Genomic DNA, 17,463 nt, shown 5'->3' on the forward strand with positions numbered 1-17,463 from the left:
CTAGCGCGTCATCTCAGGCGGCAGACCCGTCCTGTGCCACCACCCTGGAGAATTGTTTGATGAAGTTGCGTTCTATCGCGGTCGCTGTGGCGGCCCTGGCCCTGACGGGCAATGCACTGGCCCAGGACACAACGTCCGAAAAGGGCAAGTTGAGCTATTACTTCGGTTACGACTACGGCAACAACCTTGCCGAGCTCACCGGTCGTGGCGAGCAGCTCGACATCAATGCGGTGGTAAAGGGTCTGCAGGACGCCTATGCCAAGAAGCAGCCGGCGATCACCGCCGACCAGCTGAAGCCGGCGGTCGAAGCGTTCCAGAAGCGTGAGCAGGGCCGTGCCCAGCAGGCCAAGGCCGAGTACGACAAGGCCGCTGCTGCCAACAAGACCAAAAGCGAAGCGTTCCTGGCCAAGAACAAGGGCACCGCTGGCGTGCAGACGCTGCCAAGCGGCGTGCAGTACCGCGTGATCGAAGCGGGCAAGGGCGCGAAGCCGACCCAGGCCAGCACCGTGCAGCTGGAAGTGGCCGGTCCGTTCCCCTTCGGCGACCGTGAGAAGGCGCGTCCGGCGCAGCAGATCCCGGCCATCAAGGTCAGCGAAGTCGAAATGAAGGCCATGCGCGAGACCCTGCTGCAGATGCCGGCCGGCTCCAAGTGGGAAGTGACGTTGCCGTCGGATCAGGCCTATGGCGCCGACCCGCGTACGCCGTTCCCGCCGAACGTGGCCGTGCAGTTCGAGATCAAGCTGGTCAGCGTCAAGTAATTGCGTTTGCTGTTGCACTGACAACGCCGGCCACCAGGCCGGCGTTGTCGTTTTGGCGTCCCAACCTTGCTGAAGAGACCGATGAAACACCCACGCCGCGGCTGCGGAAACGCGCGATGAGCGACACCGATTCCAATTGCGGGGATCTGCCCAGCCCGTGTATCGGTGTATGTTCGTTGGACGCGCAGTCGCACTGTGTCGGCTGCCTGCGCAGCCTGGATGAAATTGCACGCTGGATGAGCATGAGTGACGCCGAACGCCAGGAGTTGTTGCATACCGTGTTGCCTGCACGTGGGCTTATGGCGGCGCTGCCCGAATACGCGCAGTTGCGCCGGGCGCTGTATTCGCTGGACACCGCACCCGACGGGCCGGGCTGGAACCATGCCGAACTGATCGATCTGAGCGAGGGCGGTGCGTCTGCCGAAGCGGCGGTGCTATGCGGCCTGGTGCCGCGCGAGCAGGGCACCATGGTGCTGCTGACCCGGCGCACCGACAGCCTGCGCCACCATGCCGGGCAGGTCAGCTTCCCGGGCGGGCGGATGGAGCCTGCCGATGCCGATGCGGCAGCGGCGGCCTTGCGCGAGAGCTGCGAGGAGATCGCGCTGGGTGCGCGGCAAGTGCACGCGTTGGGATATCTGGATCCGTTTTTGACCGTGAGCGGGTTTCGGGTCACGCCGGTGGTGGCGGTGATCGACCCCGCGTTCGTGGCGGTGCCGCAGCCGGAAGAGGTGGCCGAGGTCTTCGAAGTGCCGCTGGCCTATCTGATGGACCCGGACAATTTGCGCAGCGTGGAGCTGGAATTTCGCGGCCGCCAGCGGCGCGTGCTCGAATACGATTGGCCAGGGCAGCGCATCTGGGGCGCCACTGCGGCCATTCTCCTCAATCTTCGTCGTCGCCTGGAGCAGGTTGCATGAGTGCCGATCCGAACTGGACCACGCTGGTCGATAGCGCCACCCTGGCGGCGGCATTGCCGCACCCACTGCTGCGGCTGCTGGATGCGCGCGCCGCACCACCAACCGCAGCTGATCCGCAGGCGGCACGCAAGGCATACGCGCAGGGACATCTGCCCGGCGCGCATTACGTCGATCTTGATCATGACCTGGCCGACCTGTCGCGTGCCGATCAAGGGCGGCATCCGTTGCCGCAGAGCGCCGACTTTGCCAGGCGCCTGGGCGCGTGGGGCATCGATCCGCAGACCCAGGTGGTGGTCTACGACGCGGGCGATGGCAGCATGGCCGCCGCACGCGCGTGGTGGATGCTGCGGTTGATGGGGCATCGCCGCGTGGCGGTGCTGGATGGCGGGCTGGCCGCGTGGCGCGCCGCCGGCTTGGCCGAGACCACCGAGCTGCCGGCAGCGCACGATGGCGCCGCGTATCCCGGCAGTTTCGACGCCAATGCCGTGGTGGACGCCGAACAGATCCTGGCGCGGCTGGAGCAGGCCCCGGGCTGGCTGCTGGATGCGCGCGCAGGCGAGCGGTTTCGCGGTGAAGTGGAGCCGATCGATCCAATCGCCGGGCATGTGCCGGGTGCGGTGAGTCGTCCGCTGGGTCTGAGCCTCCGCGATGGCCGCTTCAAGCCGGCCGATGAATTGCGTGCCGAGCTGTCTGCATTGCTGGGCGCGTACCAGCCCGAGCAGGCCGTGGTGATGTGCGGATCGGGCGTGACGGCCTGCCATCTGCTGTTGGCGTTGGAAGTGGCCGGACTGTCCGGCGCGCGCGTCTATGCCGGTTCCTGGAGCGGCTGGTTGCAGGATCCGTCGCGTCCGGTCGCGACTGCTGCCTGATGCATGCACAATAGCCGCAGGAAGGGTGGTCTGTGGGGACGCAGGCTCACTGCGCGGAGCGCAGTTTCTTGCAGTGGTGGGTGGATGCATGCGGTTGCAGTTGCAGGTGGGCGCCTTGTGCGTCGCGGTGATGGCGATGGTTGCGTGTTCGGCTGAGTCTGGCGGTGCCGGCGCTGTGCGCGCCGCCAATCGTTCGAATGCCGATGAGCAGCAGGTGTATCAGGTCGCGCTGGAACGTGTTCGCGCGCAACGGCTGGCACAGGTGCGTGCGCCCGATGGCTGGCTGAGCTATACCGCCTCCGGTCGCGTGCGTGCAGGTCGGTATCAGGTCGGCAGCGATCCGCACAGCGATGTCGTGTTGCCTGCCGGCCCTGCACAGCTGGGCCAGCTCAGCCTGGATGCCGAGGGCCACGTGCGCTTCAAGGCGGCTGCCGGTGCGGTGGTGAGGTTGAACGGACAGGCTGTCGATGACGTCAGCCTGGAGCCGGAGCGGGCTGAGCGGCGTGGCGACCGGCTGGACGTGGACAACCGGCAGTTCTATCTGGTGCAGACCGGCACATTGTTTGGCTGGCGTTTTCGCGACCCGGCAGCGCCGGCGTTGACCGCATTTCAGGGCTTTGAGTATTTTCCGATCGACCCGCAGTGGCGGGTCGATGCGCGCTGGCAGCCGTATGCCACGCCACGGTCGGTGACCTTGCTGACCTCGATCGGCACGCCATTGACGGCGGAGGTTCCGGGCGAGGCGGTGTTTACGCGCGGCGGGCATGAATACCATCTGCAGCCGCTCGCACAGGACGATGGCAGCGGTCTGTTTTTTCTGTTCACCGATCGCACCAGTGGCAAGGAAAGTTATGGCGGCGCGCGCTATCTATTCACCGCGATGCCGCGCGATGGCCGTGTGCTGCTCGATTTCAATCTCGCCGAAAATCCGCCCTGCGCGTTCACCCCGCATGTGGTCTGCCCGATCGCGCCGCCGGAAAACCGGCTGGCGGTGGCGGTGAATGCGGGCGAAAAAACCTATCGCGCCGTGGACCCCTGATTGCGCGGGTTTTGCGGTCGCTGACGACGCGTGCCCGGTGCGCTCAACGCAATGCGTGGGCCCAGCCGACCGCCGCTTCGATACGGGGCCATGGAAACAACGGGCCGGGATCGAGTTTGCGCTGGATCTTGCGTGCCGGATCGTCGCTGGCCGCTTCCTGGGTGGTGTCTAGTTCCTGATGACCGGCGATGCGGCGCACCGATGGCAGCTGCTGCTGCAGCCATTGCAGCAAGGTGATTAGCGTGGCGATCTGCACGTCCGGATACGCTTCGCGCATCGCTTGATGGCGCGAGTCGAGCCAGTGCGGATAGCGGCCGCTGTTGACCAGCTCGATGCCCAAGGTATGCGGATTGTGGCCGCGCACGTGATGCGCGACGCGGTCCAGCGCTACGTACTGCTGGATGCTGCCGTTGCGATCGATGTAGTAATGCCCGCTGTTGCCGGTGCCGCTGTCGTAGAGCACGCGCTCGCCGTAGTCGCGCGCCATGGCCATGTCGGGCAATTCGGTGCAGTGGATGACCACCATGTCGATGTGCTCGAGCCGGCGGCGTGCCAGTCGCGATTCGTAAGACAACGGCGCGTAGGTGATCGGTGGCGACGGCAGGACGGCATCGGACATGAAGCGAATGCTAGCATTGCCCGATGGCTTTGAATCCCGACAGCCCTTTGGGCAAATTGATGGCGACGCTGCCGCAGACCGGTCAGGTGACCTGGATCGGCGTGCGTCCGGCGCGTGATGTGGAGATGCTGGAGGTGGACGCCGCGCAGGCCACCACCGGCATCGGGCTGGTGGGCGATCGCTACAAGGGTGGCAGCGGCAAGCGTGGGATCACCTTGATCCAGGCCGAGCATCTGCCGGTGATCGCGGCGCTGGCAGGGCATGCGACGATCGCGCCGGCCACGCTGCGCCGCAATTTGGTGATCGCCGGCATTCCGCTGATCGCGTTGAAAGGGCGACGCTTCCGCATTGGCGATGTCGAGCTGGAAGGCACCGACCCGTGCGACCCATGCTCGCGCATGGAAGACGCGCTGGGCGCGGGCGGCTATAACGCGATGCGTGGACACGGTGGGCTGTGCGCGCGTGTCCTGCGCGGCGGCGTGCTGCGTATTGGCGATACGGTGCAGGCGCTATGAGCCGCGGCCATTGCATTCTGGCGCATGGGTTCGAAAGTGGCCCTGCGGCGCGCAAGGTCAGCGCCTTGGCCGAGGTTGCCGACCGCCTGGGGTGGACCCATGAACGCCCGGATTTCACCGATCTTGATGCGCAGCGCGATGTCAGCCCGCTCGGTGACGTGCGCGGACGCCTGCAGCGATTGCTGCAGATCGCACGCGACGCTGCAGGCAAGGGGCCGATAGTGCTGGTGGGTTCCAGTCTGGGCGCCTATATCGCGGCGCAAGTGTCGCTGCAGGTGCCGACGCGCGGGCTGTTTTTGATGGTGCCGCCAACCACGATGGGCCCGCTGCCGGCGCTGGATGCTGCGCCGGTGCCGATCTCGGTGGTGCATGCCTGGCGCGATGCGCTGATCCCTGCCGCCGATGTGATCGCCTGGGCGCAGGCACGTCGGGCGCGGCTGTTGCTGGTCGACGATGAGCACGATCTTGCCGCGCATGTGGACACGGCAGCGAACGCGTTCGCCGAACTGTTGCAGCGTCTGTGATGCACGAGGCTGATGACATGTTGCCCACACCGGCCGAGCCGGCGACGGCGGTGCTGATTCGCGAGGCCAGCGATGGCGACGCCGCCGCCATCGAGATATTGACCATGGTAGCGTTCATGCGCGCCGAGCACAGCCGTCATGACGAACAGCATGTGATCGCCGCGCTGCGTCATGACGATGCGCTGGCACTGTCATTGGTCGCCGACCACGACGGCTACGTGGTCGGCCATCTGGCAGTGTCGCCGGTGAGCTTGTCCGACGGGTCGTCCGGCTGGTTTGCGCTGGGACCGTTGGCGGTGGGCCCGGGCCACCAACGCCAGGGCCTGGGCAGCCGTCTGGTGCACTCAGCCCTGGCCACCTTGCGCGAGCGCGGCGCGGCGGGATGCGTTGCCTTTGGCGAACCCGGTTTTTTCCGGCGGTTTGGGTTCGCCGTCGAGCCGGGGCTGAGCGTGCCCGATGCACCCGTATCGGAATTGCAGGCGCTGGCGTTCGGCGACCGGCTGTTGCCACTGGCCGATGTGGCCTATCACCCGGCATTCGGTCTGGGCTGAATCGCGCGCAGCGCTGCACACGCGTGAACGGATGCAGTCGTGATCCTGCGCACAGGTGGCGCCCGTTCGCTCACCGGCACCCTGCATCGCGCTTTCGGCCGCAGCGCATTGCCGCGTTCGTCACCATGGTTGGCAACAGCGATTGACGCTTGCCAAGGTGAAAAAAGATGCAACGTGACGTGCGACCGATGCCGCCCAGTGAACCGCGTGCCGGCCTGATTTCGCATGCGGGCGATACCTTGCAGGATGATGCGACCTTGCTTGCATCGATCCGGTCGCGACTGCGGCAGGACGCCAGCCGTTCTGCTGCCGAAGTGGAGCGTTTGCTGCAACTGGTCGATGCGCTGTGGGCGATGGAGCTGGGGCGGTTCCTGCTGCGCAATCGCGGGCTCAATGCGGAGTGGACGCATCGGCTGGTGAGCTATGAGGCGGGGACCCTGCCGCAGGACACCACGCCGGCACTGGAGTACGAAATTTTCGAGAAGACGCCGGCCGTGCTCGCAACCCGCGAGCGGTTCGGCATCTTCCGTGCGCAATTGCAGGCCTTGTTGCGGCCCGGCATGACGATCGCGTCGGTGCCGTGCGGATGGATGGGCGATGTGTTGAGCCTGGATTACCGGCAGTGCCCGGATGTGCGCTTGATCGGGATCGATCTGGACCCGCAAGCGCTGGACGGTGCGCTGCAGCTGGCACGTCGCTACGGGCTGGAGCAGCAGCTGTCGCTGCGGCTGGAAGATGCCTGGGCGCAGGGCGATGCAGACAGTGCGGACGTGGTGACCAGCAATGGCCTCAATCTCTACGAGCCGGACGATGCGCGGGTGGTCGCGCTCTATCGCGCGTTCTTCAACAGACTGCGGCCGGGCGGCACGCTGGTGGCGAGTTTCCTGACGCCACCGCCCAGCCTGTGCGCGGAATCCACGTGGAAACTGGCGCTGATCGACCAAGCATCGCTGGTGCTGCAGAGCCAGGTCTTCATCGATATCGTCCAGGCGCGCTGGGCATCGTTTCGTACCCATGCGCAAACGCGCGCACAGCTGGAGAGTGCCGGCTTTGCAAGCGTGCGTTTCATCGACGATCGTGCCAGCATTTTTCCCACTGTGATCGCGCAAAAGCCGATGCATGTCTGAGGGTAACGACGACGCAGCGACTCTCTCGCGGCATGGAGTGTTGGTGCGTTGCCGGGCGATTGCGTATACCGATAACGCCAGGCGCGCGCGTCGGCGAAGAGCAGCTAACAAAACGACTGCACTCACCGCCAGGCGGACACGGCCGGTGCTCGGTGCGGCATGTGCCATGCGTGCACTGTGGTTCTGAGCGCGCCGTCCGTACCCACCTGACGACTGCACGCTATGTCTTGTTAGCCGCTCCAAGCGGTAGGGCGCGCTACAAGCGTGCAGGCGTGCGTTTTCCTGCGGATATCTCGTTGTAGTTGAGCGGATTTGTTCGGTGCAGTGATGTCCAGGGGTTTCGGTGCAGCCGCACACCGGCCTACACTTGTGCTGCACCCACTGTTCGAGGATTGGTCCAATGCGCCATTGATGCCGCCGTCGTGATGACGGCCATACCCGTTGCCGTTCCGTTTGGAACGCGGCGTGTCCTGGCATGCAATGGAGGCACTGATGACCTGTCCGTCGTTGACGCTGGAAAGCGTCGCGTTCGTGCTGCCCGATGGCAGCACGCTGTTTTCCGATCTCACCCTGCACATCGATCAGCGCCGCACCGGCCTGGTCGGTCGTAATGGGGTGGGCAAGAGTGTGCTCGGCCGTCTGCTGGCCGGGCAGCTGGCCCCCAGCAGCGGCCGCTGCGTACGCCGTGGCAGCGTGCATTACCTGCCGCAGCGCGTGAGCGCGATGGCGGGGCAGCGCATCGCCGATCTGGCAGGTGTGGCGCCGTTGCTGGACGCGCTGGACCGGATTGCCGCCGGGAGCGTGGCGCCCGCCGATTTCGAGCGGGTGGGCGAGCGCTGGAATGCCCGCGCCGAGTTCGCTGCAGCGCTCGAACAGCAAGGGCTGGGGGGCCGCGATCCGTCTGCTCCTGCCGCGCATCTGAGTGGCGGCGAAGCCATGCGGGTGGCGCTTGCCGGCGCCTGGCTGACGCAACCGGACCTGCTGATCCTGGATGAGCCCAGCAACCATCTGGACGGCGCGCAGCGACAGCGGCTGCTGGCGCAGTTGCAGGCTTGGAAGGGTGGATTGCTGATCATCAGCCATGACCGGCTGCTGCTGGATGGCATGCAACGCATCCTGGCGTTGTCTGCGCACGGAGTGCGCAGTTATGGCGGCAACTACACCCACTACGCGCAGCAACACGCACGCGAGCAGCAGGCGGCCGGCGAGCTGCTTGCGCAGCGCAAACAGGCACGTGCGCACGGCGAACAGGCATTGCGCGAGCAGCACATGCGCCAGCAGCAACGCCAGGCGCGTGGCGCGCGCGCGGCAGCACAGGCCAATCAGGCGCCGATCCTGCTCGGCGGGCAGCGGCAGCGCAGCGAGGTCAGTGCCGGCCGGCTGCAGCAGCACCGTCATGCCGAACAAACGCGCTTGTCGGAGGCGGTGACGCAGGCCGCAGCCCAGGTGGAGGCCCCACCGGCCATTACGTTGCTGGCACCAGCGACGGCGGCAGGCGCGTCGCAACGCCTGGCGACCCTGCAGCAGGTGCAGCTGGCGGATGGGCGGCTGGGTGGGCGACGCGTAGATCTGCTGCTGCACGGCCAGCCCCGCATCGGGCTGGTCGGCCCGAACGGCAGCGGTAAATCCTCGCTGCTGCAGCTGTTGGGCGGGCGCCTGGCGGCACAGGCGGGCAAGTGCGAGGTGCATGTGCCGGTGGCCTATCTGGATCAGGATCTGGGCATGCTCGACCCGGCACGCTCGGCCGCTGCGCAACTGTGCGATGCCGACCCCGCAGCAGCCGAGCACGCCCAGCGGCTGCGCCTGGCGTTGCTGGGGCTGGACCGGCAGCGTGCCGACCTGCCCACCGGCCAGCTCAGCGGCGGCCAGCGGCTCAAGGCAGCGCTGGCCTGCGCGCTGTATCGGGCCCAGCCGGCGCAGCTGCTGTTGCTGGACGAACCCACCAATCATCTGGATCTGGCCTCCGTCGAGGCGATCGAGACGCTGCTGCGCAGCTACACCGGCGCGCTGCTGGTGGCCTCGCACGATGCCGCCTTCCTGGACCGCTTGGGCCTGCAGCAGCGGCTGGATACCGGGCAGGCGCAGTGGCGGCTGGCGCCCTGGTGAACCGTGCGGCGGGCGGTGCAGCCGGCGGGGGTGGTAATGCCGGCCGCGATGGCCGACCATTTGCGGCCCATCCACGGCGTCCACGGCACTGCCCACCCGGGCGCCGGCCCGCTGTCCTGCTCCCACGCTCGCCGCCGCGCCAGCGTCCTATCGATACCTGCCTACGTGAAATTCTTCGCATCCTGTGCCAAAGGCCTGGAATACCTGCTTGCCGACGAGCTGCTTGCGCTCGGTGCCAGCAAGGCCACCGCCACCATCTCCGGCGTCAATGTCGAGGGTGAACCGCGCGACGCGCTGCGCGCCGTCATGTGGTCGCGCCTGGCCAGCCGGGTGCTGTGGCCGCTCACCGAGTTCGACTGCCCGGACGAGGACGCGCTGTATGCCGGTGTGTCCGAGTTGCCGTGGGACGAGCACCTGTCGGTGGGCCACACCTTGTCGGTGGATGCGCACGTCTCCGGCACCGCGATCACGCACGCGCGCTATGCCGCACAGCGCATCAAGGATGCGGTGGTCGACACCATGCGCCGGCAGGGGCTGGAACGCCCGTCGGTGGATGTGGAAAGCCCCGACCTGCGGTTGAACCTGTCGCTGCGCAAGGGCCGCGCCACCATCTCGATCGACCTGGGCGGCGGCCCGTTGCACCGGCGCGGTTGGCGCATGGCGCAGAACGAAGCGCCGCTGAAGGAAAACCTGGCTGCCGCCGTCCTGCTGCGCGCCGGTTGGCCGCGCGCATATGCCGATGGCGGCGGCTTGCTGGACCCGATGTGCGGCAGCGGCACGCTGTTGATCGAAGGCGCCTTGATGGCCGCCGACGTCGCGCCCGGCCTGCAGCGCTACGGCAGCGATGTGCCCAGCCGTTGGCGCGGGTTCGACCGTGCGGTCTGGCAGCAGCTGGTCGACGAAGCACGCGAACGCGACAGCGCAGGCCGTGCCGCGCTGAAGCAGGTGATCCACGGCAGCGACATGGATCCGCATGCGATCCGCGCCGCCAAGGAGAACGCGCAGGTGGCCGGTGTGGCCGAGGCGATCTGGTTCGGCGTGCGCGAGGTCGGCGACCTGCAGACCCCGCCGCAGGCCACCGGCGTGGTGGTGTGCAATCCGCCGTACGACGAGCGCCTGGCTGCCGATGCGGCCTTGTATCGCAAGCTTGGCGATACCTTGCAGCGCGTGGTGCCGCAGTGGCGCGCGAGCCTGCTGTGCGGCAGTGCCGAGCTGGCCTACGCCACCGGCTTGCGCGCGGGCAAGAAATACCAGTTGTTCAATGGCGCGATCGAGTGCGCGTTGATCGTCTGCGACCCGATTGCAGTGCCGCGGCGCACCCCGTTGGCAGCGCCCACCGCGCTCAGCGAAGGCGCGCAGATGGTGGCCAACCGCCTGCGCAAGAACCTGCAGAAGTTCAAGAAGTGGCGCGCCCGCGAAGGCATCGAGTGCTTCCGCGTCTACGATGCCGACCTGCCGGAATATTCCGCTGCCATCGACGTGTATCAGCAAGCCGATGGCGACCGACGCAGCTTCCTGCATGTGCAGGAATATGCCGCGCCGGCGACCATTCCCGAGGCGGATGTGCGCCGGCGTCTGGGCGAGTTGTTAGCGGCTGCGCGCGAGGTGTTCGAGGTGCCGGCCGAGCGCGTTGCACTGAAGTCGCGCGAACGTGGCAAGGGTGGCAGCAAGTACGGCCGCTTCGAGCAGCGCAACGAAATCGTCAACGTGCGCGAGCACGGCGCGCTGCTGCGGGTGAACCTGTTCGATTACCTCGATACCGGCCTGTTCCTGGATCACCGCCCGTTGCGCGGCACCATGGCGCAGCAGTCCAAGGGGCGGCGCTTCCTCAACCTGTTCTGCTACACCGGCGTGGCCAGTGTGCAGGCGGCGGTGGCCGGCGCCAGCGCCACGACCAGCGTGGATCTGTCCGGCACCTATCTGCAGTGGTGCGCCGACAACCTGGCCTTGAACGGCCAGGCCGGCAGCAAGCACAAGCTGGTGCAGGCCGATGCGCTGGCCTGGCTGGAAGCCGAGCGCGCGCACTTCGACGTGATCTTCTGCGACCCGCCGACCTTCTCCAACTCCGCGCGCGCCGAGGATTTCGATATCCAGCGCGAGCATGTGCGCTTGCTGCGCGCGGCGGTGGCGCGCCTGGCGCCGGGTGGCGTGCTGTATTTCTCCAACAACTTCCGCCGTTTCAAGCTGGATGAAGAAGCGGTGGCCGAGTTCGCGCAATGCGAGGAAATCAGCCCGCGCACCATCGACCCGGATTTCGAACGCCATGCGCGCATCCATCGCGCCTGGCGGTTGACGGCCTGAGCCGAGGCAGGCCGATGTGGCGGTGTGCCGCGTGGCGCCCGCTGCGCACGTCTCGGCGGCCATTGCGCAGCGGCGGCCGCGCGTGCGAGGGCCGGGCGCGCCGCCAACAAGCCCACCACAGCGCTGCGGTATGCTGATTCGCATGCTTTGGAGTCAACGATGACCGCATCACCCCGCATTGCCTTTGTGGCCAGTCACACCGAGCCCGCCGTGAACGCGCGGGCGCGTCTGGTGCAGCGTTACGGCGATCATCCGCTGGAGACCGCCGAGATCGTCTGCGCCCTGGGTGGGGATGGCTTCATGCTGCAGACCCTGCATCGCCACGGTGCCGCCGACAAGCCGGTGTTCGGCATGAAGCTGGGCTCGGTCGGGTTTTTGATGAACCAGTACCGCGACGACGAAGACGACCTGCTGGTGCGCCTGCAACGTGCCGAACCTGCGCATCTGCGGCCGCTGGAAATGCTGGTGCAGACCGAATCCGGCACCAGTGCCGGATCGTTGGCATACAACGAAGTCTCGCTGTTGCGGCAGACCCGCCAGGCCGCGCATCTGAGCGTGGATCTCAATGGCCAGACCCGCATCGCCGAACTGATCGGCGACGGTGTGATGGTCGCAACGCCGGCCGGCAGCACCGCGTACAACTATTCCGCGCACGGGCCGATTCTGCCGCTGGGCTCGCATACGCTGGCACTGACGCCGATTGCGCCGTACCGCCCGCGTCGTTGGCGTGGCGCCATCCTCAAGGCCGATACCGAAGTGCGCTTTCGCGTGCTCGACCCGTACAAGCGCCCGGTCAGCGTCACCGCCGACTCGCACGAGATTCGCGACGTGGTGGAAGTCACCATCCGCGAATCCACCGAGCGCCGCGTCACGTTGCTGTTCGATCCGGAACACAATCTGGAAGAACGCATCTTCAGCGAACAGTTTGCGGTGTGAGGGGCATTCGGGATTGGCAACGGCAAGGGCGCCGCATGTGCGCTTTAAACGTGTCCGCACACGCTACGATGCTGCACGGATGCCCGATGCAATTCCGCTCTCCCGTTCCTGCTTCTACCGATTCCCCATTCCCCACTCCCCATTCCCGGCACCCAAATGGCTGACAACTCCCCCAGGTTATTGACCATCGCGGTGACCTCGCGCGCGCTGTTCGATCTTGAAGAAGGCCATGCGCTGTTCGAGGCGAACGGGGTGGAGGCGTATTCGGCGTTTCAGCGTGAGCACGAAGACGACATCCTGCAGCCGGGCGTCGCGTTTCCGGTGGTGCGCAAGCTGTTGGCGCTCAACCACGATGTGCCCGAAGAAACCCCGCGCGTGGAGGTGATTCTGCTGTCGCGCAATTCTGCCGATACCGGGTTGCGCATCTTCAATTCGATCCAGCACTACAACCTGGGCATCGTGCGCGCGACTTTCACGTCTGGTCAGCCGACCTGGCCGTACGTAAAACCGTTTGGTACCGATCTGTTTCTGTCGGCCAATCCGGAGTCGGTACGGCGTGCGCTCACTCACGGCATTGCCGCGGCCACCATCATGCCGCGCGCGCCGGGCGAGCGTGCCGAAGCGGCCGCAGCGATCGTGGACAACGACGAGAGCCGCCTGCCCACGCAGCTGCGCATCGCCTTCGACGGGGACGCGGTGATCTTCGGCGACGAGAGCGAACGCATCTCGCGCGAGCAGGGTGTGGAAGCGTTCGGGCGGCACGAGCGCGAGCGCGCACGCGAACCGCTGTCGGTTGGGCCGTTCCGCAATTTCCTGTCGGCGTTGCATGCGCTGCAGGCGGCGTTTCCGCCTGGCGAAGCGTCGCCGATCCGCACGGCGCTGGTCACCGCGCGTTCGGCGCCTGCGCATGAGCGGGTAATCCGGACCTTGCGCGAGTGGGGCGTGCGCCTGGACGAAGCGCTGTTTCTCGGCGGCCGGCACAAGGGGCCGTTTCTGGAAGCGTTTGGCGCAGATATCTTCTTCGACGACTCGCAGCACAACATCGACAGCGCACGCCAGCATCAGCATGTGGCGGCCGGCCACGTGCCGCACGGCGTGGCCAACGATCCGCCGAGCCGATGAGCGAGTCGCCGCAGTCGCCAGCGCGTGCTGGGCTACTGCGGACCTGGCGCACGCTGGAACTGACCTTCACCGACGACACGGTGCAGACCCGCATGTCGCGCTGGGCGCCGCATCGGCTGATGCTGCCGTATACGCGCAGCATGCTGGCTGCGCTGTGGCTGCAACCGCGCCCGGAGTGCATTGGGCTGATCGGCGTGGGTGGCGGTGCGCAGGTGAAGTTCTGCCATCGCTACCTGCGCAACACGCGTCTGGAAGCGGTGGAAGCCGACCCGCAGGTGCTGGCGTTGCGCGATGCATTCGCCATTCCGCGCGACGACGCGCGGCTGGAGATCACGCTGGGGGATGGCGCCGACTGGATCGGCAACCGCGCCGGACGCTACGACCTGTTGTTGCTGGATGCCTACGACGCCGATGGCATTCCGCCGGCCTTGTGCACGCCTCAGTTCTACGCCGATTGTCGCGCGGCCTTGCGCGAGGGCGGGGTGTTGGCGCTGAATCTGTTTCAGGTGCCGATGGCCGAGCATCTGGCGCAGCTGCGAGAGCTGTTCGATGGGTTGGTGCTGCTGCTGCCCGAACCGGATCTGCGCAACCAGGTGGTGTTCGCCTGGAACAACCGACGCACACCGGGGACGCCGGACGCCGCGCTGGCCGGGTTGGCATGGTCGGCACGCCGGCAATTGCGGCCGTCGATGCTGCGCTTGCAGGCGGCGTGGCAGGAACGGGCCTGGCGGTTTTCATGAGGTATTGCGTCCTGCAGGTCCGGCCAACAGCGGCTAGCGCAACGTCGCGAGCAGCCGTCAGCTGGATGTGGACGGCGCGCTCAGAACCGGAGTGCAGCACCAAGGGGACATGCCGATGTCGCGCATCGGCCGCGTCGGCCTGCGGCGGCGCAGGCGTTTGATTGGCCGCGTCAGGGATGCGCACGTGCGCATCGCCGCATCTGGGCCTTCACGCTACGCGATTACGGCGTTTGCTCGCTCGGTGCGGTCGGCAACGGCAGCTGGATATCAGTCAGTCGCCAGCGCAGGCCCTGGCGGGTCAGCACAAAGGTCACCGGTGCACCGTTGGCGGTCTGCGTGGTGGCGGTGAAGCGGCGGGTGGATTCGAAGCGCTGCGTCGCGCTTTGCAGCGGGCGCGCCGGTGCCGGTGCCGCATAGGTATCGGCGCTGACGGTGTCGCCGATGACGCGGTTCCATACGCTGTGGCCTTGCAGCAGGGCACCGATGCCCAGCGGGGTGACCAAGGTATCCACGCCGGCGCCGCTGATGCCGCTGGCCAGTTGCAACGCAAAGCCGCCGAGCAGGCTCGATTGCATGCTGCTGCCGGCCTGACGGATCAGATAATCGTCCAGTTGCGCCTTGAGGTTGACGCGCAGGCTGGGGAAATCCACGTAGCTTTCCAGCTGCGCGGCATCGCGATCGGCAACGGCCTGACTGATGCCGCGGATGGCCAGATACGGCCCCGCCACCACATAACTCGCCAGCAGTACCACGGCCAGCAGCGGCACGATCCACCAGCGCTTTTTCATCGTTCGCACTCCGTTGCCATGCGCGGTGAGGGGAGATGGTTCGACTGCATCCAGACGGTAGCACCAGGCCGCCGATGGCGCGGCAACGCCGTGGCGCGATATACCTGCGCCGCAGCTCGCCTCAAAATTCCAGGTCCAGGGCGGCGCACAGATAATCCACAAACGGCGCCAGCGTCACCAGGTCTGCCTCGATGGTCTGGCGCAGACGCGGCCCGGTCATGATGGCGTCGTCCAGATGACGCAGGTACGCCCAGTTGCGGTGCTTGAGATCGTCGATGAACTCGAAATCGTTGGGAAACCCGCGCGGTGCGCGTACCAGTTTTTCGCTGTCGTCCAGGGCGAACTTGCGCCGCAATTTGGGATCGTATGCGGCCTTCTTCCAGCTGCCCGGATTTTCGAAGATGAACTGCCGCAGCTTGCGTTGGGTGTCCGGCTCCGGGTGCCACAGGCCTGCACCGACAAAGCTCTCGCCCGGTTGCAGATGGATGTAGAACGACGGTGCCGGCATCTGCCGGCGGCGCTCATGGAACAGGCGCGCGCCCTGCCAGTTTTTGTAGGGCGATTTGTCGTTGGAAAAGCGCGCATCGCGATAGATGCGAAACAGTGAGCCGCCCTGGGTCTTGGGGTCGGCACGATAGTGTTCGCTGACCTCGGCAAGCGCCGGCTGCAGATCGGTGATCAGTTGCAGAAACGGCTGACGCACATGCGCCTCGTACTGGTGGCGATGATCGGCGAACCAGGTCTTGTCGTTGTGGCGGGCCAGGGCGCGCAGGAACTTGAAGCTGGCGTCTGAAAAATAGGTGGTCATAGCGTGCGTTGGAGGTCCGAACCCCAGGCGGCGAGCTGGTCGAGCAGGTCTTGCTTGGTAGCATCGTCGGGGTGAGCGAGCCGTAAATCCGCAATCTGCGCGTTGTACTGGTCCAGGGTGACTTCGCCCAGCCCATGGTCTTCGAGCAGGCGCTTGCGACGGTACTGGTTCCAGCGTTCCTGCTCGTCGAACGACAGCGTCTGCGGCCAGTTACGTGCGCGATAGCGAAACAGCAGCTCGATCAGGCGTGGGTCGCGAAACCGCGTTTCCAGCGCGCCCAGTTCGTCCGGCGCGCTGGCGCGCACCTGGGTAAGCATGCGCTTGTCGCCTTCGGCCAGAAAACCGTCGTAGAGAGAGGCATCTGCATCGTTGACCGCGGCGGCCGCGGCACGTTCGTTGCCGTAGACCTGGCGCACCTTCTCTGCCAGCTGCGGGCCCAGTTCGCGCAGCCGTGCGGCCTTGGCAAGCACCGCATCGGGGTCCAGGCCCAGGCGCTGGAAATCCGGCGCGCGCAGATGCTGCCAGGCCACCAGCGCCGGCGACTTGTTCAGATGTACTTCCTTGAGCGGGATGCGCTGCTCACCTTCGGGTAGATCGGCGGCGCGGATATACAGCCGGTCGGCGATCTCGTCCGGGCTCAGCCGCAACAGCACTTCCGGGTCGCCGTCCAGATCGAACACGATCACGCGGCTGTCGATGCGCGGATGTCGCGTCAGCGGCAGCACGGCCGCGGCGCACATGCGCGAGGCCGGGTAGCGCTGCGAAATGTGCAGCACCGGTTCCATCGCAATCACATCGAGCAAGGTGGCGGCAAAGCGCTTGTCGCGCAGGCGCAACGCGTACTCCCACAGCTTGGGTTGATGCTGCTGAAATTTGCGCGCCATGCCGATGGTGGCGTACACGTCGGACAAAGCCTCATGCGCATCGCCTTCGCGGACTGCGTTGGCATCGGCCAGATGTTCGAGCTTGAACGAGGTGGCGCCGTCTTCGCGCTGCGGCCAGGTGATGCCGTCCGGGCGCAATGCGTGCACCAGTCGCAGCACATCGAGCAGATCCCAGCGCGAATTGCCGCCGCGCCACTCGCGCTCGTAGGGATCGTAGAAATTGCGGAACAGCCCGCAGCGCACGAACTCGTCGTCGAAGCGGATCGAGTTGTAGCCCAGCGTGCAGGTCTGCGGGCGACTCATCTGCTCGGCGATGCGCGCAAACGCTTCGGCTTCGGTCACGCCTTCGCGCAGCGCGTGCTGCGGGGTGATGCCGGTGACCATGGTGGCGTACGGCGAGGGCAGCAGGTCGTCGGCCGGTTGCACGAAGAAACTGATCGGCTCGTCGATCACGCGCAGTTGCGCGTCGGTGCGCACGGCGGCGAACTGCGCGATGCGGGTGCGGCGCGGGTCCTGGCCGAAGGTTTCCAGGTCGTAGAAGAGAAAGCTGTCAGGCATGCGGGTGCGAGATCCAGATCCGCGGCGCACGGCGTATGCGCCGCCAGTGGCCGCTAGTATCTCTCATCGCAGCGCCGGCGCGCTGAGGCGCAGCTGTGCGCTGGGTCAGGCGCTGCTGTATGGGGCCCGCGTTTGGCGTGCGTTGCGAGCGCGGCGTGAGCGTCTGCGCACAGTGCGCAAACGTGAGCATGATCTTGGTGCGGCCAACACCACAGGGCGAGCAGTCGTCAGGTGGATGTGGACGTCGGGCTCAGGACCAGCGGGTACGAATGGTCCATACCGCACCGAGCACTGGCCGCGCCCG

General features: G+C 66.5%; 17 protein-coding genes and 3 other RNA genes. 14 read left to right on the forward strand and 6 right to left on the reverse strand.

The annotated features are described in order from the left end of the window. The first annotated feature begins 59 nt into the window (after window positions 1–59). From ACZZ0O_RS14365 to ACZZ0O_RS14380, 4 genes are all read left to right on the forward strand, one after another. A complete protein-coding gene (locus ACZZ0O_RS14365; RefSeq protein WP_104613852.1) occupies window positions 60–758 on the forward strand; it encodes an FKBP-type peptidyl-prolyl cis-trans isomerase N-terminal domain-containing protein in 699 nt (232 codons plus the stop codon). A 116-nt stretch (window positions 759–874) separates the two neighbouring features. Beyond that, on the forward strand, window positions 875–1,672 hold the full coding sequence (locus ACZZ0O_RS14370) for a CoA pyrophosphatase (protein ID WP_463591084.1): 798 nt from the start codon (window positions 875–877) through the stop codon (window positions 1,670–1,672). Further along, complete coding sequence (locus ACZZ0O_RS14375; protein WP_463591085.1) at window positions 1,669–2,541, forward strand: sulfurtransferase; 873 nt, start codon at window positions 1,669–1,671, stop codon at window positions 2,539–2,541. Before ACZZ0O_RS14370 ends, ACZZ0O_RS14375 begins: the two co-directional genes overlap by 4 nt. Before the next feature lie 88 nt (window positions 2,542–2,629). Further along, entirely contained in the window at window positions 2,630–3,580 is a 951-nt protein-coding gene (locus tag ACZZ0O_RS14380; protein ID WP_463591086.1) for a DUF1684 domain-containing protein, read from the forward strand. 43 nt (window positions 3,581–3,623) lie between these two features. Here the strand turns inward: ACZZ0O_RS14380 and ACZZ0O_RS14385 are convergent, their stop codons facing one another. Further along, window positions 3,624–4,199 carry an N-acetylmuramoyl-L-alanine amidase gene (locus ACZZ0O_RS14385; RefSeq protein WP_055844723.1) on the reverse strand — a complete coding sequence of 192 codons (576 nt, stop codon included), beginning with the start codon at window positions 4,197–4,199 and terminating at the stop codon, window positions 3,624–3,626. 23 nt (window positions 4,200–4,222) lie between these two features. On the opposite strand from ACZZ0O_RS14385, the gene ACZZ0O_RS14390 reads away from it, so the two are divergent. The 10 genes from ACZZ0O_RS14390 (at window position 4,223) to ACZZ0O_RS14435 (ending at window position 14,121) form a co-directional block, all read left to right on the forward strand. After that, window positions 4,223–4,714 (forward strand): MOSC domain-containing protein, encoded by a 492-nt coding sequence (locus ACZZ0O_RS14390; protein WP_055844720.1) that lies wholly within the window; start codon window positions 4,223–4,225, stop codon window positions 4,712–4,714. Continuing rightward, window positions 4,711–5,238, forward strand: coding sequence for an alpha/beta fold hydrolase (locus ACZZ0O_RS14395; RefSeq protein WP_463591087.1), 528 nt, complete (start codon window positions 4,711–4,713; stop codon window positions 5,236–5,238). The genes ACZZ0O_RS14390 and ACZZ0O_RS14395 overlap by 4 nt, the downstream gene beginning before the upstream one ends. Further along, on the forward strand, window positions 5,238–5,789 hold the full coding sequence (locus ACZZ0O_RS14400; RefSeq protein WP_463591088.1) for a GNAT family N-acetyltransferase: 552 nt from the start codon (window positions 5,238–5,240) through the stop codon (window positions 5,787–5,789). Before ACZZ0O_RS14395 ends, ACZZ0O_RS14400 begins: the two co-directional genes overlap by 1 nt. Before the next feature lie 167 nt (window positions 5,790–5,956). Next, complete coding sequence (locus ACZZ0O_RS14405; RefSeq protein WP_463591089.1) at window positions 5,957–6,916, forward strand: SAM-dependent methyltransferase; 960 nt, start codon at window positions 5,957–5,959, stop codon at window positions 6,914–6,916. 159 nt (window positions 6,917–7,075) lie between these two features. Continuing rightward, window positions 7,076–7,152: non-coding RNA, sX9 sRNA (locus ACZZ0O_RS14410), on the forward strand. Between the two features lie 256 nt (window positions 7,153–7,408). Continuing rightward, window positions 7,409–9,022 carry an ABC-F family ATP-binding cassette domain-containing protein gene (locus ACZZ0O_RS14415; protein ID WP_463591090.1) on the forward strand — a complete coding sequence of 538 codons (1,614 nt, stop codon included), beginning with the start codon at window positions 7,409–7,411 and terminating at the stop codon, window positions 9,020–9,022. Between the two features lie 165 nt (window positions 9,023–9,187). Further along, entirely contained in the window at window positions 9,188–11,323 is a 2,136-nt protein-coding gene (gene rlmKL, locus ACZZ0O_RS14420) for a bifunctional 23S rRNA (guanine(2069)-N(7))-methyltransferase RlmK/23S rRNA (guanine(2445)-N(2))-methyltransferase RlmL (RefSeq protein ID WP_115559455.1), read from the forward strand. Window positions 11,324–11,482: 159 nt separating this feature from the next. Further along, complete coding sequence (locus ACZZ0O_RS14425; protein ID WP_115527524.1) at window positions 11,483–12,259, forward strand: NAD kinase; 777 nt, start codon at window positions 11,483–11,485, stop codon at window positions 12,257–12,259. Window positions 12,260–12,415: 156 nt separating this feature from the next. Beyond that, window positions 12,416–13,381, forward strand: coding sequence for a 5'-nucleotidase (locus ACZZ0O_RS14430; RefSeq protein ID WP_115512039.1), 966 nt, complete (start codon window positions 12,416–12,418; stop codon window positions 13,379–13,381). Then, a complete protein-coding gene (locus ACZZ0O_RS14435) occupies window positions 13,378–14,121 on the forward strand; it encodes a spermine/spermidine synthase domain-containing protein (protein ID WP_115561780.1) in 744 nt (247 codons plus the stop codon). Before ACZZ0O_RS14430 ends, ACZZ0O_RS14435 begins: the two co-directional genes overlap by 4 nt. A 31-nt stretch (window positions 14,122–14,152) precedes the next feature. On the opposite strand, the gene ACZZ0O_RS14440 is transcribed toward ACZZ0O_RS14435, so the two are convergent. The 5 genes from ACZZ0O_RS14440 to ACZZ0O_RS14460 all read right to left on the reverse strand — a co-directional run bounded on the left by ACZZ0O_RS14440 (window position 14,153) and on the right by ACZZ0O_RS14460 (window position 17,437). Next, a non-coding RNA gene (locus ACZZ0O_RS14440) (sX9 sRNA) lies at window positions 14,153–14,232 on the reverse strand. Window positions 14,233–14,342: 110 nt separating this feature from the next. Next, window positions 14,343–14,909, reverse strand: coding sequence for a DUF2939 domain-containing protein (locus tag ACZZ0O_RS14445; RefSeq protein WP_463591091.1), 567 nt, complete (start codon window positions 14,907–14,909; stop codon window positions 14,343–14,345). A 121-nt stretch (window positions 14,910–15,030) separates the two neighbouring features. Continuing rightward, entirely contained in the window at window positions 15,031–15,717 is a 687-nt protein-coding gene (locus tag ACZZ0O_RS14450; RefSeq protein WP_115561783.1) for a DUF2461 domain-containing protein, read from the reverse strand. Further along, window positions 15,714–17,159 (reverse strand): exodeoxyribonuclease I, encoded by a 1,446-nt coding sequence (gene sbcB / locus ACZZ0O_RS14455; protein ID WP_463591092.1) that lies wholly within the window; start codon window positions 17,157–17,159, stop codon window positions 15,714–15,716. Before sbcB ends, ACZZ0O_RS14450 begins: the two co-directional genes overlap by 4 nt. 201 nt (window positions 17,160–17,360) lie before the next feature. Beyond that, a non-coding RNA gene (locus ACZZ0O_RS14460) (sX9 sRNA) lies at window positions 17,361–17,437 on the reverse strand. Window positions 17,438–17,463 lie beyond the last annotated feature (26 nt).

The sequence above is a fragment of the Xanthomonas sp. AC360 genome, assembly GCF_979258225.1.